We start from the raw sequence: 26,037 nt of genomic DNA on the forward strand, positions 1-26,037 counted from the left end.
TGTCGTTTCGCCCATTTACAATCTCTCCCGGACTAGCTGGTTGCGGTGTTGGCGACAAATAGCTCTAGGGTCACGCGGTTTCATATACCAATAACGGACATTGGGCGCCTGCGCAGCATCCGACATTTAGGGCTCTGAGCCGCCATTGGTCATTTTGCCGACAAATTGGTCAACCATCCGCGCGCTGGGCTGATGGCCGCAAAGCGCATCCGGGTCTGTCAATCACGGTCTCGGCTGATAAAACGGTGGCGATCAATACCTCATCCGGTAGATATTTTAAGCCCGGACAGGCGATGCCTTTCAGAGGCAGAGGATATTGCGATGTCGATATCCAAACCCGAACCATCATCGCGGACCAAAATCAAAGGCGTGACCAGTCTGTTCGACGTCGTGGTGGTGTGCGATGGTCGATAAGTGAAGATTCTTGATGCAGATCAAGGAATCCTCTGGCGCGCTGGCGCATCAAGGCACTGTCTAAACGCGCACACGCGACTCGATGGGGTTGTGAGGACAGAGACGAGGAAGCAAGAAAATGATGAATTATTTCAAGCTGATCGCGCTTGGCCTGATCACGCTATTTGCGTTGATCGGGGCAAATTATGCGCGCGATCTGGCCTATATGGTCAATGCTTTGGTGATTGCACTGGCGGCCGGAGGAATGTTCCTCTGGGTGCTGCGCAACACCGATGAACCCACCCAGCAGGTTGACCTGTCGGGCGAATACATGGATGGCGTGATCCGCGCCGGTGTGATTGCCACCGCCCTCTGGGGCGTTGTGGGCTTTCTGGCGGGCACGTTCATTGCCTTCCAGCTGGCCTTTCCGGTGCTGAATTTCGAATGGTCGCAAGGCCTGTTGAATTTCGGACGGCTGCGGCCATTGCATACCAGCGCCGTGATCTTCGCCTTTGGCGGTAACGCCCTGATCTGCACGTCCTTCTACGTGGTGCAGCGCACATCCGCCGCCCGTCTCTGGGGTGGCAATCTGGCGTGGTTCGTCTTCTGGGGCTATCAGCTTGTAATCGTTCTGGCCGCGACCGGCTATCTGCTGGGGGCGACCCAATCCAAGGAATATGCCGAACCTGAATGGTATGTCGACTGGTGGCTGACCATCGTCTGGCTGGCCTATCTGGCGGTCTTCCTGGGTACGATCGTCAAACGCAAAGAGCCGCATATCTACGTGGCCAACTGGTTCTACCTCAGCTTCATCATCACCGTGGCGATGCTGCATGTGTTCAACAACCTTTCCATCCCGGTCTCGATCTTCGGATCGAAATCAGTGCAGGTCTTTTCGGGCGTGCAGGACGCGATGGTGCAATGGTGGTATGGCCACAACGCGGTCGGCTTCTTCCTGACGGCGGGGTTCCTGGGCATGATGTACTATTTCGTGCCGAAACAGGCCGAACGTCCGGTCTATTCCTACAAGCTTTCGATCATCCACTTCTGGGCGCTGATTTTCCTGTATATCTGGGCCGGTCCGCACCACCTGCATTATACCGCGCTGCCTGACTGGGCGTCGACGCTGGGCATGGTGTTCTCAATCGTGCTGTGGATGCCGTCCTGGGGTGGCATGATCAACGGTCTGATGACGCTTTCGGGCGCCTGGGACAAGCTGCGCACCGATCCGGTCATCCGGATGATGGTCATCTCGATCGGCTTCTACGGCATGTCCACCTTCGAGGGTCCGATGATGTCGATCCGCGCGGTGAACTCACTGTCGCACTATACCGACTGGACCATCGGCCACGTGCATTCCGGTGCGCTCGGTTGGAACGGCATGATCACCTTCGGCGCGCTCTACTTCCTGGTGCCGAAACTGTGGAACCGCGAGCGGCTCTATAGCCTTGGCCTCGTCAGCTGGCACTTCTGGCTCGCGACCATCGGCATCATCCTCTACGCCGCCGCCATGTGGGTGACCGGCATCATGGAGGGCCTGATGTGGCGTGAAGTGGATGCCAACGGCTTCCTGGTGAACTCCTTCGCCGATACCGTTGCCGCCAAGTTCCCCATGTATGTCGTACGTGGCCTGGGCGGGGTGCTCTACATCGCTGGCGCAATCATCATGTGCTATAATCTTTACATGACCGTCAAACGGAGCCCGGCTGTCGAAGCCACCAACTCCGTTGTCCCGGCCGAATAAGGGGGGGATCGACACATGGGAATTCTCGACAAACACCACGTTCTTGAGAAGAACATCACACTTCTGTCGATCTTCGCCTTCCTGGTCGTGACCATCGGCGGGCTGGTACAGATCGCACCGTTGTTCTGGCTGGAAAACACCATCGAGGATGTGGAGGGCATGCGCCCCTACACCCCGCTGGAGCTGACCGGGCGCGACATCTATGTGCGTGAAGGTTGCTATGTCTGCCACAGTCAGATGATCCGCCCGATGCGGGACGAGGTCGAAAGGTACGGCCACTACTCGCTGGCGGCGGAATCGAAATACGACCACCCGTTCCAATGGGGATCGAAACGCACCGGGCCGGATCTGGCCCGTGTCGGTGGCCGCTATTCCGATGAATGGCATGTCGACCATCTGCGCGACCCGCAGGCTGTGGTGCCTGAATCGGTGATGCCGAAATACGGCTTCCTCGAAAACCGCATCATAGACGCCAAATATATCGAGGACCGGCTGAAGACCGACCGTTTCGTGGGCGTGCCCTACACGGATGAGATGGTAGAGAACGCTGCCGCCGACTTCCGGGCGCAATCCGATCCGGACAGCGATTATGACGGTCTGCTGGAACGCTATGGCGACAAGGTGCAGGTGCGCAATTTCGACGGTGCCGCCGGCATCTCCGAGGCGGACGCCCTGATCGCCTATCTGCAAATGCTGGGCACGCTGGTCGATTTCTCGACCTTCACGCCAGTGGCAAGCCGGTAAGGGAGGGCAAGACAATGGAAACCTATTCTTTCCTTCGCGAACTGGCTGATAGCTGGGTGCTTCTGATCCTGTTCGTGTTCTTTGCCGGTGTGGTGTTCTGGGTCTTCCGGCCCGGTTCCACCAAGGTTTACGACGATCCCGCAGGCATCCCCTTCCGGCACGAAGACAAACCCGCGCCAAAGAAACCCGTGTCTGACACCCATGCGGATGCAAAGGAGGCGTGAGAAATGGCTAAGCAACCGAAAAAACAACTACCTGATGATCCGGATACCACCGGCCACGAATGGGACGGCATTCAGGAATTCAATAACCCCTTGCCGCGCTGGTGGCTCTGGACCCTCTACGCAACAATCGTCTGGGCGGTGATCTATTCCATCGCCTATCCGGCCTGGCCGGGCATTTCATCGGCCACTGCCGGTGTGATGGGCTGGTCAACCCGCGCCAATGTGGCAAATGACATCGCCGCGGCCGAAGCCGCCAACGCCGATATCAACGCTCGTCTGGCCGAAGTTGAGCTGACAGAGATCAGCGCCGATCCGGAGCTTTCGGGCTATGCCACCTCGGCCGGTGCCGCCGTGTTCAAGACCTGGTGTGCCCAATGCCACGGCTCGGGGGCGGCGGGGGCCAAGGGCTATCCCAACCTGCTGGACAATGACTGGCTCTGGGGGGGCGATATCGAGGCCATTCACGCCACCGTCAAACACGGTATCCGCAACGAGGAAGACGGCGATGCCCGCTATTCCGAAATGCCCGCCTTTGGCGAGATGTTGGAAAAAGAGGAACTGTCGGCGGTCACCAACTATGTGATCTCGCTGTCGGGTACGCCACAGGATCCCGCGCAGGTCGAGGCTGGTCAGACTGTCTTCATGGACAATTGCGCCTCCTGCCATGGTGACGAGGGCCTGGGTGATCGAGATCAAGGCGCGCCGAACCTTGCGGACGCAATATGGCTCTATGGCGGGGATTACGACACGGTCCTTCAGACGGTCACCTACAGTCGCTATGGCGTGATGCCGCCCTGGTCGACCCGTCTGACCGAGGCTGAAATCCGCGCCGTGTCGTCCTATGTCCACCAGCTTGGCGGTGGCGAATGACCAAAGGCGCATTCTGAAACGCGGTTAGCGGTTTTGAGAATGCGCATTGAACAAGAACACCCGCGGGGTCAAACCTGCGGGTCAGGCACCGGACCTTCCGTCCTGTTCGCGCGTTTCCTGGAAGGCCGGTGCCGCCCTATATGGGCCGCAGAGGGAGATAACTGCGGCCCAAACTCTTGACGCTACCTTACGCGATGGGGCTGATCTTACAAATCCTGCGTATCGTGGCCCGGCAGATCACCTTTCCCGCTGGTTCTTCAGATGCGTCGCATCTGGCGATGCCCACCTGCCGCCCCGCCACGGCCAGTGCCGGGTCTGGCGATCCTTGCGCAGGGCCAATTCCAGTTCGTAGATGACCGGATTAATCACGGCGCCCTCCGGGAGTGTGCGGGAAGAAAGACGCGTCGCGACGCTCGTCGAAACGGGTGCGGTCGCCCCAGTGGTTGCGGGTGTCGGTGCGGGTGGCGGTATTGAAAGTTTTTGCGAAAATTCCCAGCATGTCGTTTCCTTTCCTGGTGTCGGTTTCTGCATTGAATATTGCATCCGGACTGGCTTTATGCGACTCAGGAAAAATTCAAACATGTAAGTTGAGGTTACATAATGGATTGGCTGGGCTTTCCGCCGCTTTCGGCGCTCAGGGCGTTTTCCGCGCTGGCAGAGACCGGTGCTGTTGTCGCGGCGGGCGAAAAGCTCAATGTCAGCCACGCGGCGATCAGCCAGCAAATCAAGACGCTTGAGGCGCATATGGGGCTGAAACTGGTGGACCGGAGCGGGCGCAGCCTCAGCCTGACCCCCGAAGGGCAGCAACTGGCGGATGCGCTGGCGCAGGGCTTTGACGTGATTGCGCAGAAAATCAATGCGCTGACCGGCGCCGACGCCAACCGCCCGCTGCATATCGCCACCACGCCGATGCTGGCGGCGGCCTGGCTGATGCCGCAGCTGGGCGGCTTTCACACCGCCTTTCCCGAGGTCAACCTGATCCTCAGCACCAGCCCGAGGGTAGAACCGATGGAGACCGGCACGATCGACGTGGCACTGCGTTACGGTGCCGGGGATTGGCCGCGACTGGACAGCGAGCCGCTGATCATGTCGCCGATGGTGGTGGTGGCCGCACCCTGTCTGGTTGGCGACCAGGACTATCAAACCCTTGATGAGCTTGCAGATTTTCCCTGGCTTCTGGATGCGGGCCTGTCCGAGGCCAATAACTGGCTTGCTGGTATCGGTACATTGAAAAAGCTGAGCCAGGGGTCGATCCAACTGCCGGGCAACCTGTTGCTGGATGGTGCCAGGGACGGGCAGGGGATTGCCGTGACCGTGCGCACCTTCGTGGAAAAAGACTTGCAGGCCGGGCGGTTACGGCTGCTTTTCGAAAGCGATGCGGTCAAAGGCTACCACATCGTCACCCGCCCCGGTGTGCAGCGCCCGGCACTACGAAATTTCCTCAAATGGTTGCGAAAGCAGGTAAAAACCTGTGAAATGGCGAAATAGATCACTTTCAGACTCAGAATTTGACTCAGGTCAAAGTTGCCCCCATTCAGACCTGAAACAAAACAACTGACAGGATCCTGAAATATCGGAGTGATTCCGTGGCCGATAGCCAGCCAGACGCGCCTAAAAGTCTTTATGCCGCTCGCGAGCCGATCTTTCCCAAGAAGGTCTATGGCCCGTTTCGCAATCTGAAATGGGTGATCATGGCGGTCACGCTGGGCATCTATTACCTGACCCCCTGGATCAGGTGGGACCGTGGCCCTAACCTGCCGGATCAGGCGGTGCTGGTCGATCTGGCGAACCGCCGGTTCTTTTTCTTCTGGATCGAAATCTGGCCGCATGAGTTCTATTTCGTTGCCGGTCTGCTGGTGATGGCGGGGCTGGGGCTTTTTCTCTTTACCTCAGCGCTGGGCCGGGTCTGGTGTGGCTATGCCTGCCCACAGACCGTGTGGACCGATCTTTTCATTCTGGTCGAACGCTGGATCGAAGGGGACCGCAACGCGCGCCTGCGCCTGCACCGTCAGAAAAAATGGGATTTCCGTAAGTTCAGGTTACGGATGATCAAGTGGATCACCTGGCTTCTGATTGCCATGGCCACGGGCGGTGCCTGGGTGTTCTACTTTGCCGATGCGCCCACGCTTCTGGTCGATCTTTTCACGCTGAACGCCCATATGGTCGCCTATTCGACCGTGGCGATCCTGACGGGCACGACCTTCCTGTTCGGTGGTTTCGCCCGGGAACAGATCTGCATCTACGCCTGTCCCTGGCCCCGCATTCAGGCCGCGATGATGGACGAAGATACGCTAGTGGTGGGTTACCGCGAATGGCGCGGCGAGCCCCGCAAACATTCCGAGGCCACCAAGGCGGGCGAACCGCAGGGCGATTGCATCGACTGCATGGCCTGTGTGAATGTCTGCCCCGTGGGCATCGACATCCGTGACGGGCAGCAGCTTGAATGCATCACCTGCGCGCTGTGCATCGACGCCTGCGATGACATTATGGCCAAGATCGGCAAGCCGCGCGGGCTGATCGACTACATGGCATTGACGGATGAGGTGAGCGAACGCGCCGGCAAAGACCCCAAGCCGATCCTCAAGCATATCCTGCGTCCGCGCACGATCATGTATACCGCTCTTTGGTCCCTGGTCGGGTTTGGCCTGCTTTTCGCGCTGTTCATCCGTGCCGATATCGAAATGACAGTCGCGCCGGTGCGAAACCCAACCTATGTCACACTGGCTGATGGCACGATCCGCAACACTTACGAAGTGCGCCTTCTGAACAAACATGGCGAAGAACGCCCGTTTCATATTACAGTGGCAGGTGATCTGACAATCCGGCTGGAGCTTGAGGGTGTGCCATACAGCACCGTCATCGTGCCTGCGGATACAACTTTCAATCAGCGGGTCTATCTCCAGGCGCCCGCGAACTCGGCCCCGGCACTGGCGGAAAGCACGGATGTGCGGCTATGGGTCGAAGACACGACAAACGGCGAACGCGCCTACAAGGACACGGTCTTTAACGGAAGGGGCAACTGATGGCGGTACGGCAAATCACGGGGCGGCATGTGCTGGCAGGGTTTGTGGCAGCCTTTGGCCTGATCATCGGCGTCAATCTTCTGCTGGCCTGGAACGCGGTGAAAACCTTTCCGGGGCTCGAGGTCAAGAATTCCTACGTGGCCAGTCAGCAATTCGATGACCGCAAGGCGGCGCAGGAGGCCCTGGGATGGCACATCGACGCGGGTCATGCCGATGGCATGCTGCGGCTGGCAATTACCGATCAGGCCGGCGCCCCGGTCAAGGTGCGCTCGCTTGATGCCACGGTGGGCCGCGCCACCCATGTCTATGACGATCAGACGCCCGAGTTCACCTTTGACGGGACCGCCTATGTCGCCCCTGCTGAGCTGGGCGATGGCAACTGGAACATTCGCATGGTGGCCGTGGCCGCCGATGGCACCGAATTCACGCAGCGCGTGGTGCTGCACAAGAAATGACCGCGGCGCTGCGCCCTTCTGTCTCGGCCTGTCCGGCCTGTGCTGCTGCACCAGCGGCCGAAGCCCTGGCGGATCAGGGTGCGCTTGACGCCGCGCAGATCGCGCTGTCGCTGCCTACGATTCACTGTTCCGCCTGCATTTCCAAGATCGAACGCGGGCTGAATGCCCATCCGCAGGTAAACTCGGCCCGGGTCAACCTCACCCTCAAGCGCGCCAGTATTGATGCTGTCCCCGGCGTCACCGCGCAGGATATGGTGCAACTGGTCGAAGGGCTGGGATACGAGGCGCATGAGCTGGACGCAGGGACGCTCAGTGCGACCTCGAACGACAAGGCGGGGCGCGATCTGCTGATGCGACTGGCGGTGGCGGGCTTTGCGTCGATGAATGTGATGCTTCTGTCCGTGGCTGTCTGGTCGGGGGCCGAGGCCGCAACCCGCGATCTTTTCCACTGGATTTCCGCCGCCATTGCCCTGCCGACAATCGCGTTTGCCGGGCAGCCGTTTTTCCGCAACGCCTGGGCAGCGCTGTCAAATCGGCAGTTGAACATGGATGTGCCGATCACGCTGGCCATCCTTCTGGCGATCGTAACCTCGCTCTGGGAGACATCGCTTTCGGGTGAACACGCCTATTTCGACGCAGCACTCACGCTAACGTTTTTCCTGCTGGCGGGCCGGTACCTTGATCATCGCACCCGCGCCATTGCCCGATCTGCGGCGCAGGAACTGAGCGCGCTGGAAGTGCCCCGCGCGATCCGGCTGGAAAACGGCACCGAGTGCGAGGTGATGCAGGCCGATCTGAAAGTGGGCGACGCAATCCTTGTCCGACCGGGCGGGCGCATGCCCGTGGACGGAGAGATCATTACCGGCATGTCCGAGATCGACCGCTCGCTGCTTACCGGGGAAACCCTGCCGGTACTGGCCCAGCCGGGGCAAGCGGTTTCCGCCGGAGAGGTCAATCTGACCGGTCTTCTGACCATTCGCGCAACCGCCGTGGGCGCCGACACGTCGCTGCACCAGATGGCCGACCTTGTGGCGATCGCCGAATCCGGCCGCTCGCGCTATACCTCGCTGGCGGATAAGGCGGCCAAGCTTTACGCACCGGGGGTGCATATCCTCTCGGGCCTCAGTTTCATCGGCTGGTATCTCTATAGCGGTGACTTGCGAACTGCGCTGAATATCGCTGCCGCCGTTCTGATCATCACCTGCCCCTGTGCCTTGGGTCTGGCGGTTCCGGCAGTTACCACGGCGGCCTCGGGGCGGCTTTTCCGGCGCGGAATGCTGATCAAGGACGCCACCGCGCTGGAACGTCTGGCACAGGTCGATACCGTCGTGTTCGACAAGACCGGCACGCTGACCGCTGGTACGCCCGAACTCACAAATCTTGGTGCATTGCCGCGGCCATCGCTCGAAATCGCGCGGGCGCTCGCGCAGGCGTCCTCTCATCCGTTGGCGCGCGCCATCGTTCAAGCCGCGCAAGAGGCGGGTATCACGGCGGCACAGGTTGATAAGATCACGGAAGTGCCGGGATATGGCACCGAAGGCCTTTGGCAGGGCAAGAAAGTACGTCTGGGACGCGCCAGCTGGACCGGCGCCGAGGCGCTGGCCGAAACCGCCACCTTCCTGCGAGTGGGCGAGACCGCCCCCATCGCCTTCACCTTTGCGGATCGTTTGCGCGACGGTGCGGCAGAGGCGGTTCAGGCGCTGCAGGAAAGCGGCAAGAACGTCTACCTGATGTCGGGCGACACCACCCCGGCGGTCGAGGCGCTGGCGGATCGTCTGGGCATCACCCATTGGCTGGCCGAGGCGCTGCCCGCCGACAAATCGACCCGCATTCAGGAGCTGGCTGAAAACGGCGCGCATGTGCTGATGGTGGGTGACGGGCTAAACGATACTGCGGCGCTGGCCGCCGCGCATGTGTCGATCTCACCCGCCTCGGCGTTGGACGCGGCCCGTGTGGCCAGCGACATCGTGTTGCTGGGTGGGGATCTGTCCCCCATCGCAGCCGGGTGCGACACGGCGCGGACCGCCACCCGCCGCATACGCGAGAATTTCCGCATCGCCACGGTCTATAACCTGATCGCGGTGCCGCTGGCGGTGGCGGGTCTGGCCACACCGCTGATCGCGGCACTGGCCATGTCGACCAGTTCGATCACCGTGTCGCTCAACGCACTCAGGCTGAGGTAGGGCAGATGAATATTCTCAGTTACCTGATTCCGATCTCGCTTTTTCTGGGTGGCGTTGGTCTGGTGGCGTTTATCTATACCGTCAGGACGAACCAGTATGATGATCCCGAAGGGGACAGCCGGCGCATCCTGAGCGACCACTACGACGATCATCCCAAACCATAGCAATCGCATCGCTCAAACAAAAAAAGACCGCGACAGGCGCGGTCTTCTCCATGTCTTTCGGTCCGGAACCGGTCAGCTTGGTCCGATCATGAAGCAGGTCACCTGCTTTGCCTGTAAGCGGCGGCAGGCCAGATCGGCGGTTTCGCGTGTCAGCCCCATGAAATTTGCATCATAGCCAGTCGAGCGCGCCACGACCTTGCGCAGGCTGCCGTCAAGCGTGCTCATCTCGTTCAGGGCGGTCTGCAACAGCACTTTGCGCGCCTGATACTGGCTGGGGTAGCGTCCGACATTGATGCCCCAATGCCGCCCGCCCGAGGTTGAGACGCGGGTCACAACCTCCTGAATGGGATCTGCTGCCGGGGTGTCGGCCTGTGCCAGCGCCAGGGGCCGTGCCGCGGGTTTGACAATGCGCAGGGTTGCGGCCTCGGCCCCATTGGTTTCCACGGGTTTCGTGGCCTCGTTGACCTGTGCGGCAAGCACGGCCTTGTCGATGTCATCCTTGGCGGCGACCAGAATGGGTGTGTTTGCAGGGCGCGGGCGCAGAGCCGGACGCAGGCTTTTCTTGACCGCGGCTGCGGCGGCGAAGCGGACTGTCTTGCCAACGGCTCCGGGTGTGGCAACCGCACCGGCGGTGACAATGGTTTCGCCAGACCCTTTGCCGATCTTGCCCTGATAGGCAGGCCGCGAGGGGCGATGGACCGCCACTCGTGTCGGTGCCCGCTTGAAGCCCAGATCCAGCAGTTCAGCGACCTTGGCATTGCGCGTCCGTGTGGACCGCCCGCCGAAAACCGTGGCGATGATGCGCTCGCGGCCACGCTCGGCGCTGGCGACAAGGTTGAACCCCGCCGCGCGGGTATAGCCGGTCTTGATTCCGTCGGCGCCGCGATAGCTGGCCAGCAGCTTGCGGTTGGTGTGATACACGGTCTTGACGCCGGCATCGGCGGTCATCCGCGAGAAGAGATTGTAATATTCAGGGTAGTCGTAAAACAGGTGCCGCCCCATTGTCGTCATGTCGCGCGCAGTGGACAAATGCCCCGATTCCGTCAGCCCATGGGCGTTTTTGAATGTCGTGCGGGTCATGCCAAGCGCCTTGGCGGTGCGGTTCATCCGGCGGGCAAAACGCGCCTCGGACCCTTCGATGGCTTCGGCCAGCGCCGTCGCTGCGTCATTGGCCGATTTGACCGCCGCCGCACGGATCAGATAGCGCAGCGCGATGCGCTGCCCCGATTTCAGACCCAGTTTGCTGGGCGGTTCGCTTGCCGCATGTTTGGAAATGCGCACCTTGGTATCAAGGCTGATCTCACCGTTTTCGATGGCTTCGAACACCACGTAGAGTGTCATCATCTTGGTCAGGGATGCCGGGTGTAATCGGGTGTCTGCATTGCGTGAATGCAAAACCTTGCCAGATCGTGCGTCTACCACCATCGCCGCATAGGGGGCGGCGACCGCGCTTAACGGTACAATGACTAACATCCAGATAGTGGCCAACGCCACCAGACCCCAACGGATCGGTTGCCTGCTCCGAGCCTTCATGGAACTACTCTTTTCTGCCTCATGCCGCCGGTTTTCCGGCTGGCTTTTGTTTTGTCCTCTCAGGCTATCATAGAGATCTTGGTAAATAAAGCGTTCATTCCCAATGAATTATCTGGTGTTTGTTTTTAGCCGCCCCATATTTGGTGGAATTCAGGGGGGCCGCTACCACCAAGGCGATTAAGGCGGGAATGCGGCAAAACCGTGTCAGGGCCCTTGCGGAAAATTCCGAAACTGTAGCGCCGTGATCACAGCCGGGGTTGAAACCATTGTGGATACTGGCCCCCGGGCCGCGCAGGCTGTTGCCGGGTGCACATAATCCGGCGGTGCCTGTTACCATGTCGGGTTGACGGGTCAGATTTCGACGGATAGCGTCATCGGTGAGGCAGAAAATAAACAAGAAAAATAATATGTTACGAGCAGACGACAGGCCTGCCGAGGGCGATATGCGCAAGGTCAGACGTGCCGGGCATGGTGAAAAATCCGTGCTGGGGCAGGTGCTTTGCGATCAACATGGGTTGGAATTCGGCAAGGTTTTCACCCAGCAGTTCCGACTGCAAAACCATGCGGGTGACTTGCCCGGATTGCAAAAAACCCAGCTTGGCGACTGGTGGCTGCACAGCGGTCAGGATTTGCCCGTGGCCAAGCTTTGCTTTGCCAAAGGGCAGGGCCATCTGGCGTTTCTTGGCATCGGCGTCGACCCCGATGGGGACGTGATCACGACCGAGCTTCTGGCGCGCAAATGCGCCCGTTGGTACGAGGCGGAGCAGTTGATCGCCTGGCTCAATGACTGTGCCGGGCGTTTTGCCTTTGTGATCACGCAGGGCAATCTTCAGCGGCTGTATATTGATCCGCTGGGCTCTTTGGGGGCGGTGTATGATCCGGTTCAACAGGCTGCTGGCTCAACGCTCAATCTGGTATTGGACCGCCCGGTCGAAGAGAACAGGGAGTATCCGATAACGGCAGAGGCGATCCGCGAACTGGGACGTTTTGGGTTCGGCCACACACCCGATCACCATGTCAAACGCCTGATCCCGAACCATTTTCTGGACCTTACCAATTTTACCCAAAGACGGTACTGGCCGCTGCCCGGTGATATTTTCGAACCCGATGCGCGGCAACAAACGGCCTTGACCGAGGATATTGTTGCACGCCTCAAACAGGTGATCAGCAGCCTGGCCAGCCACACACAAACCCATCTGCCGCTATCCGGCGGGCTGGACAGCCGGTTGCTTCTGGCCTGTTCAAAGCAGTCGCTGGACAAGATCGGACTGTTTTCCCACGCTGAAAACCAGATGAGCCGCAAGGACACGCGCATCGCCGCGCGGTTGGCGGAATTCGTCGATGCCCCGTTGCGGATCATCGACCCGATCCGTGACCCGGATTATCACATCACCGATCCCAACCACCTTATGCAACTGAGCAAAGCCTGCCAGATCGCGACCGGCATCGGCATTCTGGGCACAGAAATCCCGCGCATCCGGCATGAGGTTCTGATGGCGCATGAACCGGGCGGGCTGATGCTGCGCGGCAATGGCTCGGATTTCCTCAAGGCCGTGCTCTGGCGGCGCGGCGTACGGGAATATGCCGGGCGCACGGGGCACAGCATCAAGAATGGCATCCGGATGATGATGCTGAGCGACAAGAGCATCGTCCGCGATCCGCAAATACAGCAGCAATATCGCGCATGGTATGGCTCACTTACCGGTGTTGCCGCTGATCGCGCCTATGACTTCATGTTTGGCGAGCAATTCCTGGCGCACGGGATCGGCAACCTGATGTACGGCATGACCAACAATTTCTATATCAGCCCGTTCAATGACCGGCGGATGCTGGGCGCGGCGACCTGCCTGCCGCCCGATAAACGCGCACGGCTGGAATTCAACCTGGACATTCTTGAACGCCACGCGCCCGAGCTTAACGGTGTCCATTATGCCCGCAACGCGGTCAATCTGCACCTGACGGCCATGCGACAGGAACAACAACCGACAGCCCAGATACGAAAGATCGCCTGAGAGACGGGGCAACAAAAAAGGGCGCCCGATTCAGGCGCCCTTCCAATCTTATGCGCGTCTTTCTAGTTCAGCGCCTTGTCGGTGATCGCGTGGGTCCACGCGGCCTCGCCGGGGTTCGCGGTGATCACCGGGTCCGATCCGCCGGACATCAGCGACTGAACCGTGCGTTCGAAATCTGCCGGGTCCAGCGCGCCGTTCGATCCGGCGGTCAGCTTGGCAATCTCACCCATCATCCGCTTCTGATGCTCTTCGGTCTGCGCGCCCGAGGCGTCGTTGTCCAGCACGATCATCGCCGCCTCGTCCGGGTTTTCCTCGGCCCATTTCCAGCCCTTCATCGAGGCGCGCACGAACCGCACCATCTTGTCCTCAAAGGCCGGATCGCTCAGGTTTTCTTCCAGCACATACATGCCGTCTTCCAGTGTCGCGACGCCCTGATCCTCGTATTTGAACACCACCAGATCGTCGGGGGTGAGGCCCGCGTCAATGATCTGCCAGTATTCATTATAGGTCATGGTCGAGACACAGGCCGCCTGACCCTGAAGGATCGGGTCGACGTTGAACCCCTGTTTGAGCACCGTAACACCATCCTCGCCGCCATCGGTCGGGATGCCCAGCTGGCTCATCCAGCTCAGGAACGGGTATTCATTGCCAAAGAACCAGACGCCCAGCGTCTTGCCCTTGAAATCATCCGGGCTTTCGATGCCCGCATCTTTGCGGCAGGTCAGCATCATGCCCGAACTTTTGAATGGCTGCGCGATATTGACCAGCGGCAGACCTTTTTCCCGGCTGGCAAGGGCCGAGGGCATCCAGTCCAGCACCACGTCAGCACCGCCACCGGCGATCACCTGCGCAGGCGCGATATCGGGTCCGCCGGGTTTGATCGTGACGTTCAGGTCTTCTTCTTCGTAGAACCCCTGATCCTGCGCCACGTAATAGCCCGCGAATTGCGCCTGTGTGACCCATTTGAGCTGCAGCGTGACATCATCCGCCGCCTGCGCGGCCGACGCGCCAAGGGTGGCCCATGCCCCCATCGTGGCAAGTCCGATTGCCTTTGTGATAGTTCTCATCTGTCTTCTCCCTTTTGTTATTCGTATTCAGCGCCGCTGAGATGGGTGCCAGAATGTCATTGTCTTTTCCAAGAGCGCAACCCCGCCATAAAAGCCCGAGCCGACGATTGCCGCCACGACGATCTCGGCCCAGACTAGATCCATCGCCAATTGTCCGACCGAGGTCGAGATGCGAAAGCCCATGCCGCGCACGGGTGAACCAAAGAACTCGGCCACGATGGCCCCGATCAGCGCCAGCGTCGTGGCGATTTTCAATCCGTTGAAGATGAAGGGCATCGCGGCGGGCAGGCGCAGTTTCAGCAGCGTCTTCCAGTAGCCCGCCGCATAGGTGCGCATGAGATCACGTTGCATGGCGCTCGTATCCTGCAACCCCTGTACTGTGTTGACCAGCATAGGAAAGAATACCATCACCACGACCACCGCCGCCTTGGATTGCCAGTCGAACCCGAACCACATCACCAAGATGGGCGCCATGCCGATGATCGGCAACGCGGCCACGAAATTTCCCACCGGCAGCAGCCCGCGTTGCAGAAACGGAAACCGGTCGATGGCGATCGCGATCAGGAATGCGGAACCACAGCCCAGAATGTACCCCGACAATGCGCCTTTCAGCACGGTTTGCACGAAATCCTCCCACAGGATCGCGGTCGAGGCGGCAAAGGTCTGGGCGATCTGCGTGGGCGCAGGCAACAGCACGGGGGAAATCTTCAGCCCCCAGACCACGCATTCCCAGACCACGATAATGGTCAGCCCAAAGATGACCGGCACCGCCAGCCGGGTGAACTGCGTTCGCGGCCTGTGCGAAAGCCATGAATTGAGCTTCCACCCTACAAGCCAGGCGATAAAGCCAAAGACCAGCCAGCCCATCACGCCATCCCCATGCGTTTGAGGGTGAGGCGCTGCAACAGTCCGATGAGCCCGACCAGCACCGCCGCCAGTGTCGCGGCCATAATCAGCGCACTCCAGATCTGGATGGTCTGACCGTAATAGCTGCCTGCCAGCAGGCGTGCGCCCAGCCCCGCCACCGCACCGGTGGGCAATTCGCCCACGATGGCGCCCACAAGGCTCGCGGCCATGGCGATCTTGAGCGAGGTGAAAAGATAGGGCATCGACGACGGCAGGCGCAGCCGCCAGAAGGTTTGGCTTGGGCTCGCGTTCCAGGTGCGCATCTGGTCAAGCTGCATCGCACTTGGGCTGCGCAGTCCCTTGACCATGCCCACGACCACCGGGAAGAACGACAGATACATCGAGATCATGGCCTTGGGCAGCAGCCCCGAGATCCCGACGGCGTTCAGCACCACGATGATCATCGGCGCGATGGCAAGGATCGGGATGGTCTGGCTGGCGATGACCCAGGGCATTACGCTCATATCCATCGTCCGGTTATAGACAATGCCAACCGCCAGCGCGATGCCAAGGCCGGTGCCCAGCACAAACCCCAGCATGGTCGAGCTGAACGTGACCCAGCTATGATAGATCAGCGAGCGCTTCGAAAAGGCGCGTCCCTTGGCGACCATCTCGCCGGTGGTCTTCCACAACTCCTCGCCCACCTGATGCGGCACTGGCAGTTTGGGTTTGGTCTGGCTCCAGGTGTCGGCCACCATCTCGCTGAAACTCAGTTCGGTGCCCGCGCGGGTGGCCTTATCCAGCGCCCATGGTTTGTTGAGCTGGATCGCCGCCCCGTACCAGAGTGCTACAATGGCGGCGATGACGGTCAGGATGGGCAGAACCGACCTCATGTCGCGTCACCGACGATGCACCGACGTAATACCGACAAAATACCGACGTTATACCGATGTTGGATTTTAAGGGGTTCAGACGTCATCGCCATGCCCCGCTCTCAACCCGTCGCGGACACGATGGGCGATCTCGATGAACTCCGGCGTATCCCTGATTTCCAGGGGCCGTTCGCGGGGCAGGGTGCTTTCGATCACATCCGTGATCCGCCCGGGCCGGGGCGACATGACAACGATCTTGGTGCTCAGATAGACCGCCTCGGGGATCGAGTGGGTGACAAAGCAGATCGTCTTGTGCGTCGTGTCCCAGAGGTGCAGCAACTGCTCGTTCAGATGGTCGCGCACGATCTCGTCCAGCGCCCCGAATGGCTCGTCCATCAACAGCAGATCGGCATCAAACGCCAACGCCCGGGCAATGCTCGCCCGCTGCTGCATCCCGCCCGATAGCTGCCAGGGGAATTTCTTCTCGAACCCGGCCAGCTCCACCAGCTCCAGAACCTGATTAACTCGCTGATCTTGTTCGGCTTTATCGTATCCCATGATCTGAAGCGGCAGACGGATATTGCCGCCAATCGTGCGCCAAGGATAGAGCCCCGCCGCCTGGAAGACATAGCCATAAGCCCGCGATCTGCGCGCCTCTTCCGGGCTGACGCCATTTACGGTGATCGTGCCACCGGTCTGTTGTTCCAGATCGGCCATGACCCGCAGGAACGTGGTCTTGCCACAGCCCGAGGGGCCGATAAAGCTGACGAAATCGCCCTTCTGCACGTCAAGGTTCACGTCCTTGAGCGCGTGTACCGGGCCGTCATTCGTCTGGAAGGTCAGGCTGAGGTCTTCAGCGCGGATTACTGCTTGCTCGCTCACTGGCTGGCTTTCTTGTCAGATCCCCGACGGGATGTTCAACGGATCGCGTTCGATCATCTTGGGCGCGGTGAGCGCCTTCCATTTGCTCAGCGCTTCGTGGGCCGAGGGGAAGGCAGGCCGTGGCACGAAACGGCCCCTGCCGGGTTGCGGCTGGCTGTTTTGACCCCAGGCCCAGATCACCTCGCCTCGGCTGATCGTATAGCGGGAGTTGGCGGTGACTTCGAAACCTTCGAAAACGTTGTAATCCAGGATCGAATGGTGGTTTGCCGGAGAGATCGTTTTGCTGATCTTCGGGTCCCAGACCACGATATCCGCATCCGCCCCTTCGACGATGGCGCCTTTTTTCGGGTATATATTCAATATCTTGGCCACATTGGTGCTGGTTGCGGCGACGAATTCGTTCGGCGTCAGCCGCCCGGTTTCCACGCCATGCGTCCAGAGCACCGGCAGGCGTTCTTCCAGCCCGTTCGATCCGTTGGGAATGATGCGGAAATCATCGCGTCCGGCGCGTTTCTGCTCGGTGTTGAAGGCGGCGTGATCGGTCGCCACCACCTGCAAAGACCCGGCCTGCAACCCGGCCCAGAGGCTGTCCTGATGGTCCTTCGATCGGAAGGGCGGCGACATCACCCGCCGCGCGGCGTGGTCCCAATCCTTGTTGAAATATTCACTTTCATCCAGCGTCAGGAACTGCACCAGCGGCTCGCCATAAACCCGCATGCCCTTCTGGCGCGCGCGCCGGATCGCCTCATGCGCCTGCTCGCAGCTGACATGCACGATATAGAGCGGCACACCGGCGGCATCGGCGATACAGATCGCGCGGTTTGCGGCCTCGCCCTCGAATTCCGGCGGACGGGAATAGGCGTGACCCTCTGGCCCGGTGATGCCCTGGTTGAAATATTTCTCCTGCATCTCGGCCACCAGATCGCCGTTCTCGGCATGGACCATCGGCAGCGCGCCCAGCTCGGCGCAACGCTTGAACGAGGCGAACATCTCGTCATCCTCGATCATCAGCGCGCCCTTGTAGGCCATGAAATGCTTGAACGAGTTGACGCCCATATCGACGGCATCCTTCATCTCGTTGAAGATGTCCTCATTCCAGCCGGTGATCGCCATGTGATAGCCGATATCCGAGCAGATTTGCGGCGCGGATTTGCGGTGCCATTCGTTGATCGCATTCCGGATACTGCCGTCCGCGCCGGGCAGGCAGAAATCCACCAGCATCGTCGTGCCGCCACAGGCCGCGGCCCAGGTGCCCGTTTCGAAGGTTTCGGCCGCCGTGGTGCCCATGAAGGGCATTTCCAGGTGCGTGTGCGGGTCGATGCCACCGGGGATCACATAGGCGCCCTCGGCGTCGATATATTCATCGCCCTTGAGGTCCTCGCCGATCTGCTTGATCGTCTCGCCCTCGATCAGGACATCGGCCTTCCAGGTACGATCCGCCGTGCAGACGGTGCCGTTCTTGATGACTTTGGTCATGTGTTAGCTCCCCTTGCATCCTTGAAACATTGCGTTCGCGATAGCCTGATCGTCTTGGACTGTGATGGAGGCTATTGCGATGGTACAGTTCATGTCATTTTCCAACGCCCAGGTTTTGGGTTGGCCGGGGTAGAGTGACTTCAGATTAGCCCCGACAGAAACGTTGACGTAGCCGCTACCCTTTATGGAAAACAAGGCAACCAGATCGGTCTCGCAGTTTTGGTAGCTTGGATTCTGGTCGCTGATCATGAATAATTCTCCATTGGCCTTGCAGCCAACCTTGTCCACCAGGTTGAATTCTTTTCGCATCAAATCTTGGGCGCGTACGAAGTTTTTGTTACCAACCTCTTGTATAATAGAGAGAATTCGCGCGCGGCTTTCTTTATCATATTGATCTAGAACGGGCTTCTGGCGGATGATTTCACCAAATTTTTCGAGAGTGTCATAAGCGATTGCCAAATCCCCGCTTCCAGCGCGAACACCGCTTTCGTAGGACTGGCGGTTTCCCATGACGATACCGATCGCGAACCCCGCAGCAAGAAAAGTGACCGCTGATGCGATGTTTCCGAATGTTAAAATCTTCTGCAATTATTCACTCCACGATCTCCGCCGTTTCGACCACCGCGTGCATCAGCACATCCGTACCCGCCGTAGCCCATTCCTTGGAAATCTCTTCGGCCTCGTTGTGGCTCAGACCATCGACGCAGGGGCACATGACCATAGCGGTGGGGGCGACGCGGTTGATCCAGCAGGCGTCATGGCCCGCGCCCGAGATCAGGTTGCGGTGCGAATACCCCAGACGTTCTGCGGCGTTGCGCACGGCGGTGACGCAGCCTTCGTCGAAGGTGACAGGATCAAATCCGCCGACCTGTTCGAATTCAACACCCAGCCCCATCTCATCGCAGATCGCCTGTGCCTCGACTTTCAGCCGCGCGACCATATCGTTGATCACGTCAAGATTGGGAGAGCGGAAATCGACGGTAAAGACCACCTGCCCGGGGATCACGTTGCGCGAATTGGGATAGACGTCGATATGACCCGCAGCACCCACCGCATCGGGGGCGTGGGACCAGGCGATTTCATCGACCTTTTGCAGTACGCGCGCCATGCCAAGGCCCGCATTCTTGCGCATGGGCATCGGCGTTGACCCGGTATGGCTGTCCTTGCCCGTGATCGTCACTTGCGTCCATGAAAGCCCCTGACCGTGCGTAACCACACCAATGTCTTTACCTTCCGCCTCCAGTATCGGCCCTTGTTCGATATGGAGTTCAAAAAACGCATGCATCTTGCGGCTGCCCACCGGTTCTTCGCCGCGCCAGCCGATGCGCTTCAACTCATCTCCGAATTTTTTGCCCTCGGCGTCTTCGCGCGCGTAGGCCCAGTCTTCTTCGTGGATACCCGCAAACACGCCCGACGCCAGCATCGCGGGGGCAAAGCGTGTGCCTTCCTCGTTGGTCCAGTTGGTCACGACGATCGGGTGCTTGGTCTTGATGTCGAGGTCATTCAACGTGCGGATCAGCTCCAGCCCCGCCAGAACGCCCAGAACGCCATCATATTTGCCGCCCGTCGGCTGGGTGTCGAGGTGGGACCCGACATAAACCGGGAGAGCGTCAGGGTCGGTTCCCTCTCGCCGCGCGAACATGTTGCCCATCGTGTCGAGGCCCATGCTCATGCCAGCCGCCTCACACCAGGATTGGAACAGCGTGCGGCCTTCGCCATCTTCATCGGTGACCGTCTGGCGATTGTTGCCGCCGGCGATGCCGGGGCCGATCTTTGCCATCTCCATCAGGCTGTCCCACAGACGCTCGCCATTGATTTTCAGATTCTCGCCGGGGGCTGCCATGTCATGTTCTCCCTTGGTCGGGCCTTCTGCTGGCCTCTTGCAATCGGTCACATCCTGACCGTATGGTCAAGAAGAGAGCACCACATCCTGACCAACCGGTCAAGAACTTTCTGAGAGATATGCGCGATGCCCCAGACCGCCCGCCCCCTGAGCAAAAAGGAAATCCGGCAGGAGAATGAACGGGTCATTCTGGAGGCGGCGGAAAAAGTCTTTGCCGAGGCAGGGTTTGGCGGGGCAACGATGCAGTTGATTGCCGATCTGGCGGGTCTGCCCAAGGCCAATCTGCATTATTATTTTCCGACCAAAGAAGCGCTTTATCGCGAGGTGGTTCAGAAGATTTTTCAGAATTGGCTGAAAGCAGCGGATGCTTTCGACGAGGCACCCGGCCCGGTCGAGGGAATCGGTGCCTATATCGACGCCAAGATGGAAATCAGCCGGCAGCATCCGGCGGGGTCCAAGGTCTGGGCATCCGAGGTGATGCACCGCGCGCCGGTCATTCAGGACTATCTTGAGACCACGCTGGTCGAGTGGACGGATGGGCGCATGGCGGTCATTCAACGCTGGATTGATGAGGGCAAGATGGACCCGATCGATCCGCGTCACCTGCTCTATATGCTCTGGGCCACGACCCAGCACTACGCCGATTTCGGCCACCAGATCGAAACGCTGAATGACGGGGCAGCGCTGTCTGATGCACAGTGGGAGGCGGCAAAAGCCACGATAAAATCCATCATTCTTGCCGGTATCGGCGCGACGGGTCGGCACTGACCCTGTTGCCTGATCTTTCCACGCGGTCAGAAATGCCGCATTGTGAACCGAACCCACCAGTTTCCGAGTGCAATGATGAGTGACGCGCAGCCAACAAAGAAAACAAGCCGTATCCAACAGCGCAATCGCACGCTGATCCTGGATGCGGCGCTTGATGTGTTTTCCAAACATGGTTTTCGCGGGGCGACGCTGGATCAGATTGCCAAGCAGGCCGGGCTGAGCAAGCCAAACATTCTCTATTACTTTGAGGGCAAGGAAGACATTCACGTCACATTGCTTAATCACCTGATGGATACGTGGCTGGACCCGTTGCGGCAGATAGACCCCGGCGGCGAGCCGCTTGAGGAGATCATGCGCTATGTCCGGCTCAAGCTGGAGATGAGCTATGAATTCCCGCGTGAGAGTCGCCTTTTTGCCAACGAAATTCTGCAAGGTGCACCGCGGATGGGACCGCATCTGGAGACCGGTCTGAGGCCGCTTGTCGATGAGAAGGCGGCGGTTATTCAGGGCTGGATCGACGCTGGCAAGCTGGCCCCGGTCGATCCACGCCACCTGATTTTTTCGATCTGGGCGACCACTCAGCACTACGCGGATTTTGAAGCGCAGATCGAGGCCTTGATGGCGGGCGAGCGGGCACATGACGGCGCAAGCGCTTATCTGGACGCGCTTTTTCGCAGGTTGCTTGTGCCCTGATGCGCGTTTCCTGCCAGCAGGTAAAATCGTAGTTTCACCAGGTAATCAACCAGAGGTGCGACATGGCCGATATTCAACCCAAACTGATTGGCATCAATCACGTGGCGCTGGAAGTCGGCGATATTGACGAAGCGCTTGCGTTTTATGGTAAATATTTCCGGTTCGAGTTGCGAGGGCGCGGCGATGGCGCTGCCTTTATCGATATGGGTGACCAGTTTCTTGCGCTGATGCAGGTCGATGACATTCAAACCGACAGCATCCGCCATTTCGGGCTGGTGGTCGACGACCGCGACGGGCTTCGTGCCCGGATGGAGGCGGACGGTGTTCCCTTCGTTTCGAAAAAACGGTTTGATTTTCTTGATCCCTGGGGCAATCGCGTCGAAATCGTCGCCTATCCCGATATACAGTTCCTAAAAATACGCCAGGTACTGGAGGCAATGGGACAGGAAGGGCTGCGCAAATCCGATCAAGCCCTCGAAGAATTGCGCGGGAAAGGTATTGACACTCAAGGCATTGCTTAAATTAAGAAAACCCGGCGTCGGTAGAACGCCGGGCAAAAATACAATCTATTCGGCGGCACAGGTTCCCGGATTATTCGGGTGGGTCGTCCAGTTAGCGTATTCCTTTTCCACAACCTTGCCAGTGCGCGGGTCGGTGGTGCCGGGGGCCATCTGCTCCATGGTAATGCAGCCCTCGACCGGGCAGACATTGACGCAGAGATTGCAGGCGACGCATTCGTCATCCATTACCTCGAAGACACGATCATCGGACATGGAAATCGCCTGATGCGATGTATCCTCACAGGCTGCATAACAACGACCGCAGTTGATGCAGAGATCCTGATTGATCTTGGCCTTGGCGATATAATTGAGGTTCAGATGCTGCCAGTCACTGCAATTGGGCACGGCGCGGCGGACGATATCAGCGGTGTCGGTGATGCCCTTTTCATCCATCCACTGGCTGAGGCCCGAGATCATTTCCTGCACGATCTTGAAGCCATAGGTCATGGCGGCGGTGCAGACCTGAACGTTACCGGCACCAAGCGCCATGAACTCGGCCGCATCGCGCCAGGTGGTGACGCCGCCAATGCCGCTGATCGGCAATTCAGCCATATCCGGCGAGCGGGCGATTTCGGCAACCATGTTCAGCGCAATCGGCTTCACTGCCGGGCCGCAATAGCCGCCATGCGCGCCCTTGCCGTCGATGGTCGGCTTGGGCGCAAACAGGTCCAGATCGACGCTGGTGATTGAATTGATCGTGTTGATCAGGCTGACCGCGTCGGCACCGCCTTCCATCGCAGCGCGGGCGGGGTTGCGGATGTCGGTGATGTTGGGGGTCAGTTTGACAATGACAGGCAGGTCAGAATGCTTTTTGCACCAATGCGCGACCTGGCCCACATATTCCGGCACCTGTCCCACGGCGCTGCCCATGCCGCGTTCGCTCATCCCGTGAGGGCAGCCGAAATTCAACTCGACCCCGTCGCAACCGGTATCCTCGACCCGGTGCAGAATTTCTTTCCAAGCGTCTTCGTTCACCGGAACCATCAGGGACGCGATGAGGGCGTGATCGGGGTAGTCTTTCTTAACCCGCTTCATCTCTTCCAGGTTCGTCTCAAGCGGTCGGTCAGTGATCAACTCGATGTTGTTCAATCCCAATAGCCGGCGGTCGGCACCCCAGATCGCGCCATATCGCGGGCCATTTACGTTGACGACCGGGGGGCCTGCTTCGCCAAGGGTTTTCCAGACGACACCGCCCCATCCAGCCTCGAACGCGCGACGGACATTGTATTCCTTATCCGTCGGTGGGGCCGAGGCCAGCCAGAACGGGTTGGGGGATTTGATCCCGATGAAATTGGATGTCAGATCAGCCATTGGCTTTCCTTTCCCTTTTGGCGCTAGCCCTGTGCTGGCAAGCGAAAGATCATTTCAACCGGTGCGATATCGCCGGCGTGAAGATGGGTGATATAGTTTTCGATTTTTACCTTGCCGGTCTCGTGCATCAGCAGATGAATGCCGACTGGTGGCGGACCGCCCGCCTTTGCGAAACGGGCGAAAACCCTTTCAAAAAAGTCACTTGCGAATTCTGAACGGTCACGCTCGGCGATTAGTTCGAACCCTGCGGTACTGGCCGCGGAGCGATAGCTGGACGGGGGTGTTACAAACGAAAATGCGGCCTCTTCCGCCCAGGGAAAGGGGAAAGTCAAGGCGCTTTCCGAGCCCTTCATCACGTCAAAAAGCGCGAAAGTGCCGCCCGGAACAAGGACGCGGGCGGCCTCTTTGAACAGCGTCTCCTTGTCTTCGATATTCATCCCCACGTGGAACATCAGGGCCAGATCAGCGCTGTTATCCGGTTCGGGGATATCAAGGGCGCTGCCGACCTGGAAGCTGGTGCTGCTGGCCATGTCCACGAGGTCCGAAAGGGCCCTGGCGGTGTCGACGAAATCAGGTGTCAGATCGAAGCCCCGCACCTGCGCACCGGTTCGTGCAGCAACATGCCGCGCCGCGCCGCCGATGCCGCACCCGATGTCCAGCACCCGGGTTTCTTGGGTGATTTCAAGCTGATCCAGCAAGGCATCCGTCGCCTCAAGCCCGCCGGTGTGGAATTCATCCACCGGTTTCAGGTCCTCGATGTCCGGTGCGTCCGGGTCCACTCCAGAGGCGCGCAAAGCCGAACGGATATTCTCCAACAGGCTTTCGCCGGAATAATGCTTGGCAACGCGGGTTTCGACATCACTCATGCGACCGGTCCTTTGCAGCAAGGGGGATATGCCCCAAACCTATCACGAAACCAGCGATGCGTGGATGTCTTCGGCGGCGTCACGGCCTTCGGCCACGGCGGTCACGGTCAGGTCATCGCCACCCGCAGCGCAATCGCCTCCGGCCCAGACACCGGCGATGCTGGTGCGGCCTGCGCCGGTGATTGCGATCTTGCGCCCGTCGAGGTCGGGCAGATCATCGCCCTCCAAGGTCTGGCCGATGGCTTTGAAAACTTGGTCAGCGGCCAGCCGTACGGTTTCACCGGTTGGGGTCAGATCATCGCCGGTATATTCGAACTCAATCTCGCGGACGGCACCATTGCCATGCACCGCCTTGGGAGAGGCGTTGGTTATGATGCGAACACCTTTGGAGGCGGCGAGATCCTGTTCAAAGGTGCTGGCATTCATCCGGTCGCGGCCCCGGCGATAGACCAGACTGACATTGAGAGCACCCAGAAGTTTGGCCTGCACGGCGGCGTCGACAGCGGTCATGCCGCCGCCGATAACGACCACGTCACGGCCAACAGGTTGGTTCGACAGGTCACTGGACTGGCGCAAATCCGAAATGAAATCAACGGCATCCAGCACCCCTTCCTTGTCTTCGCCTTGCAGCCCGAGCGCATTGACGCCGCCAAGGCCGATGCCAAGGAACACCGCGTCATGGCTGGATATCAACTGCTCCAGCGTCATGTCACGACCCAGCCGCTTTCCGGTTTCCAGCGTGATGCCACCGATTTGCATCAGCCATGCGACCTCGCGTTCGGCAAAGCCGTCAACGGTCTTGTAGGTGGCGATGCCGAATTCATTCAGGCCGCCGGGCTTGTTGCGACCGTCATAGAGCGTGACGTCATGGCCTTTCATCGCCAGACGGTGCGCACAGGCCAGACCGGCAGGGCCTGCACCCACGACGGCAACGGATTTGCCCGTGGCCTCGGCCCGCGTGAAAGGGTTCGTGCCTTTTTCCATAAGCGTATCAGTGGCATAGCGCTGCAACTGGCCAATCAAGACAGGTTTGCCCTCGGCTGCCTCGCGCACACAAGCCTGTTCACAAAGCGTTTCGGTTGGGCAGACGCGGGCGCACATGCCCCCCAGAATGTTCTGGCTCAGAATGGTATTGGCTGCCGCTTCGGGTGTGCCGGTGGCGATCTGACGGATGAAGAGAGGGATGTCGATATCGGTGGGGCAGGCGGTGATGCAGGGGGCATCGTGGCAGAAGTAGCAGCGATCGGCGGCCACCAAGGCTTCGTGATCGTCAAGCGGTGGATGCAGGTCGGAAAAGTTATCGGCATAGGCGGGCTGGTCGAGCCGTCCGGCGGCGATGCCGGGGGTCAGCGCATTGTTGGTCATGGCTTCCTCATCGGTGGCGAAATAACCCTTTTAGTGTGCCACATTCTTAAATTTTATCAATTGGTAAAATTTTTATTTTCACGGACACCGAACGCCATCCTTGTGTCAGGCCACGAATCAGGGGCGAACCCCTTGGTTAACAA

The 26,037-nt window shown here is 59.5% G+C and carries 26 protein-coding genes; 13 read left to right on the plus strand and 13 right to left on the minus strand.

Annotated elements, in window-relative coordinates:
* The first annotated feature begins 532 nt into the window (after window positions 1–532).
* The 4 genes from ccoN to ccoP are packed head-to-tail and all read left to right on the plus strand — an operon-like array spanning window position 533 to window position 3,975.
* Window positions 533–2,137 (plus strand): cytochrome-c oxidase, cbb3-type subunit I, encoded by a 1,605-nt coding sequence (gene ccoN / locus Q1B27_RS16525; protein WP_299848949.1) that lies wholly within the window; start codon window positions 533–535, stop codon window positions 2,135–2,137.
* Between the two features lie 15 nt (window positions 2,138–2,152).
* Window positions 2,153–2,881 carry a cytochrome-c oxidase, cbb3-type subunit II gene (ccoO, locus tag Q1B27_RS16530; protein ID WP_299848951.1) on the plus strand — a complete coding sequence of 243 codons (729 nt, stop codon included), beginning with the start codon at window positions 2,153–2,155 and terminating at the stop codon, window positions 2,879–2,881.
* Window positions 2,882–2,895: 14 nt separating this feature from the next.
* Window positions 2,896–3,105: a cbb3-type cytochrome c oxidase subunit 3 gene (locus tag Q1B27_RS16535; RefSeq protein WP_299848953.1), complete on the plus strand. Its 210-nt coding sequence runs from the start codon at window positions 2,896–2,898 to the stop codon at window positions 3,103–3,105.
* Between the two features lie 3 nt (window positions 3,106–3,108).
* Window positions 3,109–3,975 carry a cytochrome-c oxidase, cbb3-type subunit III gene (ccoP, locus tag Q1B27_RS16540; protein WP_299848955.1) on the plus strand — a complete coding sequence of 289 codons (867 nt, stop codon included), beginning with the start codon at window positions 3,109–3,111 and terminating at the stop codon, window positions 3,973–3,975.
* Between the two features lie 237 nt (window positions 3,976–4,212).
* Here ccoP and Q1B27_RS16545 read toward each other — a convergent pair whose 3' ends face one another.
* Window positions 4,213–4,344, minus strand: a complete 132-nt coding sequence (locus Q1B27_RS16545; protein WP_299848957.1) for a hypothetical protein — start codon at window positions 4,342–4,344, stop codon at window positions 4,213–4,215.
* On the minus strand, window positions 4,337–4,474 hold the full coding sequence (locus Q1B27_RS16550) for a hypothetical protein (RefSeq protein ID WP_299848959.1): 138 nt from the start codon (window positions 4,472–4,474) through the stop codon (window positions 4,337–4,339). Before Q1B27_RS16550 ends, Q1B27_RS16545 begins: the two co-directional genes overlap by 8 nt.
* 101 nt (window positions 4,475–4,575) lie before the next feature.
* Here Q1B27_RS16550 and Q1B27_RS16555 point away from each other — a divergent pair, with 101 nt between their 5' ends.
* The 5 genes from Q1B27_RS16555 (at window position 4,576) to ccoS (ending at window position 9,800) form a co-directional block, all read left to right on the plus strand.
* Window positions 4,576–5,463, plus strand: a complete 888-nt coding sequence (locus Q1B27_RS16555) for a LysR family transcriptional regulator (protein WP_299848961.1) — start codon at window positions 4,576–4,578, stop codon at window positions 5,461–5,463.
* Window positions 5,464–5,561: 98 nt separating this feature from the next.
* Complete coding sequence (gene ccoG / locus Q1B27_RS16560; protein ID WP_299848963.1) at window positions 5,562–6,998, plus strand: cytochrome c oxidase accessory protein CcoG; 1,437 nt, start codon at window positions 5,562–5,564, stop codon at window positions 6,996–6,998.
* Window positions 6,998–7,453 (plus strand): FixH family protein, encoded by a 456-nt coding sequence (locus Q1B27_RS16565; protein WP_299848965.1) that lies wholly within the window; start codon window positions 6,998–7,000, stop codon window positions 7,451–7,453. Before ccoG ends, Q1B27_RS16565 begins: the two co-directional genes overlap by 1 nt.
* Window positions 7,450–9,636 (plus strand): heavy metal translocating P-type ATPase, encoded by a 2,187-nt coding sequence (locus Q1B27_RS16570; RefSeq protein ID WP_299848967.1) that lies wholly within the window; start codon window positions 7,450–7,452, stop codon window positions 9,634–9,636. Before Q1B27_RS16565 ends, Q1B27_RS16570 begins: the two co-directional genes overlap by 4 nt.
* A 5-nt stretch (window positions 9,637–9,641) precedes the next feature.
* On the plus strand, window positions 9,642–9,800 hold the full coding sequence (gene ccoS, locus Q1B27_RS16575; protein ID WP_299848969.1) for a cbb3-type cytochrome oxidase assembly protein CcoS: 159 nt from the start codon (window positions 9,642–9,644) through the stop codon (window positions 9,798–9,800).
* A gap of 72 nt (window positions 9,801–9,872) precedes the next feature.
* On the opposite strand, the gene Q1B27_RS16580 is transcribed toward ccoS, so the two are convergent.
* Window positions 9,873–11,333 (minus strand): D-alanyl-D-alanine carboxypeptidase family protein, encoded by a 1,461-nt coding sequence (locus Q1B27_RS16580; RefSeq protein WP_299848971.1) that lies wholly within the window; start codon window positions 11,331–11,333, stop codon window positions 9,873–9,875.
* 407 nt (window positions 11,334–11,740) lie between these two features.
* Here Q1B27_RS16580 and Q1B27_RS16585 point away from each other — a divergent pair, with 407 nt between their 5' ends.
* Window positions 11,741–13,345 (plus strand): hypothetical protein, encoded by a 1,605-nt coding sequence (locus tag Q1B27_RS16585; RefSeq protein ID WP_299848973.1) that lies wholly within the window; start codon window positions 11,741–11,743, stop codon window positions 13,343–13,345.
* Window positions 13,346–13,407: 62 nt separating this feature from the next.
* On the opposite strand, the gene Q1B27_RS16590 is transcribed toward Q1B27_RS16585, so the two are convergent.
* The 7 genes from Q1B27_RS16590 to Q1B27_RS16620 form a co-directional block, all read right to left on the minus strand.
* Complete coding sequence (locus Q1B27_RS16590; RefSeq protein ID WP_299849497.1) at window positions 13,408–14,376, minus strand: ABC transporter substrate-binding protein; 969 nt, start codon at window positions 14,374–14,376, stop codon at window positions 13,408–13,410.
* Between the two features lie 63 nt (window positions 14,377–14,439).
* Window positions 14,440–15,279 carry an ABC transporter permease gene (locus Q1B27_RS16595; protein WP_299848975.1) on the minus strand — a complete coding sequence of 280 codons (840 nt, stop codon included), beginning with the start codon at window positions 15,277–15,279 and terminating at the stop codon, window positions 14,440–14,442.
* A complete protein-coding gene (locus Q1B27_RS16600; RefSeq protein ID WP_299848977.1) occupies window positions 15,279–16,151 on the minus strand; it encodes an ABC transporter permease in 873 nt (290 codons plus the stop codon). The genes Q1B27_RS16595 and Q1B27_RS16600 overlap by 1 nt, the downstream gene beginning before the upstream one ends.
* A 75-nt stretch (window positions 16,152–16,226) precedes the next feature.
* Window positions 16,227–17,012 carry an ABC transporter ATP-binding protein gene (locus Q1B27_RS16605; protein ID WP_299848979.1) on the minus strand — a complete coding sequence of 262 codons (786 nt, stop codon included), beginning with the start codon at window positions 17,010–17,012 and terminating at the stop codon, window positions 16,227–16,229.
* A gap of 15 nt (window positions 17,013–17,027) precedes the next feature.
* Window positions 17,028–18,488 carry a dihydropyrimidinase gene (gene hydA / locus Q1B27_RS16610; protein WP_299848981.1) on the minus strand — a complete coding sequence of 487 codons (1,461 nt, stop codon included), beginning with the start codon at window positions 18,486–18,488 and terminating at the stop codon, window positions 17,028–17,030.
* A gap of 3 nt (window positions 18,489–18,491) precedes the next feature.
* The gene (locus tag Q1B27_RS16615) at window positions 18,492–19,076 is read right to left on the minus strand and encodes a hypothetical protein (RefSeq protein ID WP_299848983.1); all 585 of its coding nucleotides are present in this window, start codon (window positions 19,074–19,076) and stop codon (window positions 18,492–18,494) included.
* A gap of 4 nt (window positions 19,077–19,080) precedes the next feature.
* Window positions 19,081–20,331, minus strand: a complete 1,251-nt coding sequence (locus Q1B27_RS16620; protein ID WP_299848985.1) for a Zn-dependent hydrolase — start codon at window positions 20,329–20,331, stop codon at window positions 19,081–19,083.
* 126 nt (window positions 20,332–20,457) lie between these two features.
* Between Q1B27_RS16620 and Q1B27_RS16625 the strand changes: the two genes are divergently transcribed.
* The 3 genes from Q1B27_RS16625 to Q1B27_RS16635 all read left to right on the plus strand — a co-directional run bounded on the left by Q1B27_RS16625 (window position 20,458) and on the right by Q1B27_RS16635 (window position 22,313).
* Window positions 20,458–21,099 carry a TetR/AcrR family transcriptional regulator gene (locus tag Q1B27_RS16625; protein WP_299848987.1) on the plus strand — a complete coding sequence of 214 codons (642 nt, stop codon included), beginning with the start codon at window positions 20,458–20,460 and terminating at the stop codon, window positions 21,097–21,099.
* A 75-nt stretch (window positions 21,100–21,174) separates the two neighbouring features.
* Window positions 21,175–21,792 carry a TetR family transcriptional regulator C-terminal domain-containing protein gene (locus Q1B27_RS16630; RefSeq protein ID WP_299848989.1) on the plus strand — a complete coding sequence of 206 codons (618 nt, stop codon included), beginning with the start codon at window positions 21,175–21,177 and terminating at the stop codon, window positions 21,790–21,792.
* A gap of 62 nt (window positions 21,793–21,854) precedes the next feature.
* The gene (locus Q1B27_RS16635) at window positions 21,855–22,313 is read left to right on the plus strand and encodes a VOC family protein (protein WP_299848990.1); all 459 of its coding nucleotides are present in this window, start codon (window positions 21,855–21,857) and stop codon (window positions 22,311–22,313) included.
* Window positions 22,314–22,358: 45 nt separating this feature from the next.
* On the opposite strand, the gene preA is transcribed toward Q1B27_RS16635, so the two are convergent.
* From preA to Q1B27_RS16650, 3 genes are read right to left on the minus strand one after another with little or no spacing between them, the layout of a single operon-like run.
* Complete coding sequence (gene preA, locus Q1B27_RS16640) at window positions 22,359–23,663, minus strand: NAD-dependent dihydropyrimidine dehydrogenase subunit PreA (RefSeq protein WP_299848991.1); 1,305 nt, start codon at window positions 23,661–23,663, stop codon at window positions 22,359–22,361.
* 23 nt (window positions 23,664–23,686) lie between these two features.
* Window positions 23,687–24,529, minus strand: a complete 843-nt coding sequence (locus Q1B27_RS16645) for a methyltransferase domain-containing protein (RefSeq protein WP_299848992.1) — start codon at window positions 24,527–24,529, stop codon at window positions 23,687–23,689.
* A 42-nt stretch (window positions 24,530–24,571) separates the two neighbouring features.
* On the minus strand, window positions 24,572–25,894 hold the full coding sequence (locus tag Q1B27_RS16650; protein ID WP_299848993.1) for an NAD(P)-dependent oxidoreductase: 1,323 nt from the start codon (window positions 25,892–25,894) through the stop codon (window positions 24,572–24,574).
* Window positions 25,895–26,037 lie beyond the last annotated feature (143 nt).

The sequence above is a fragment of the uncultured Roseovarius sp. genome, assembly GCF_947489715.1.
Lineage (GTDB): Bacteria > Pseudomonadota > Alphaproteobacteria > Rhodobacterales > Rhodobacteraceae > Roseovarius.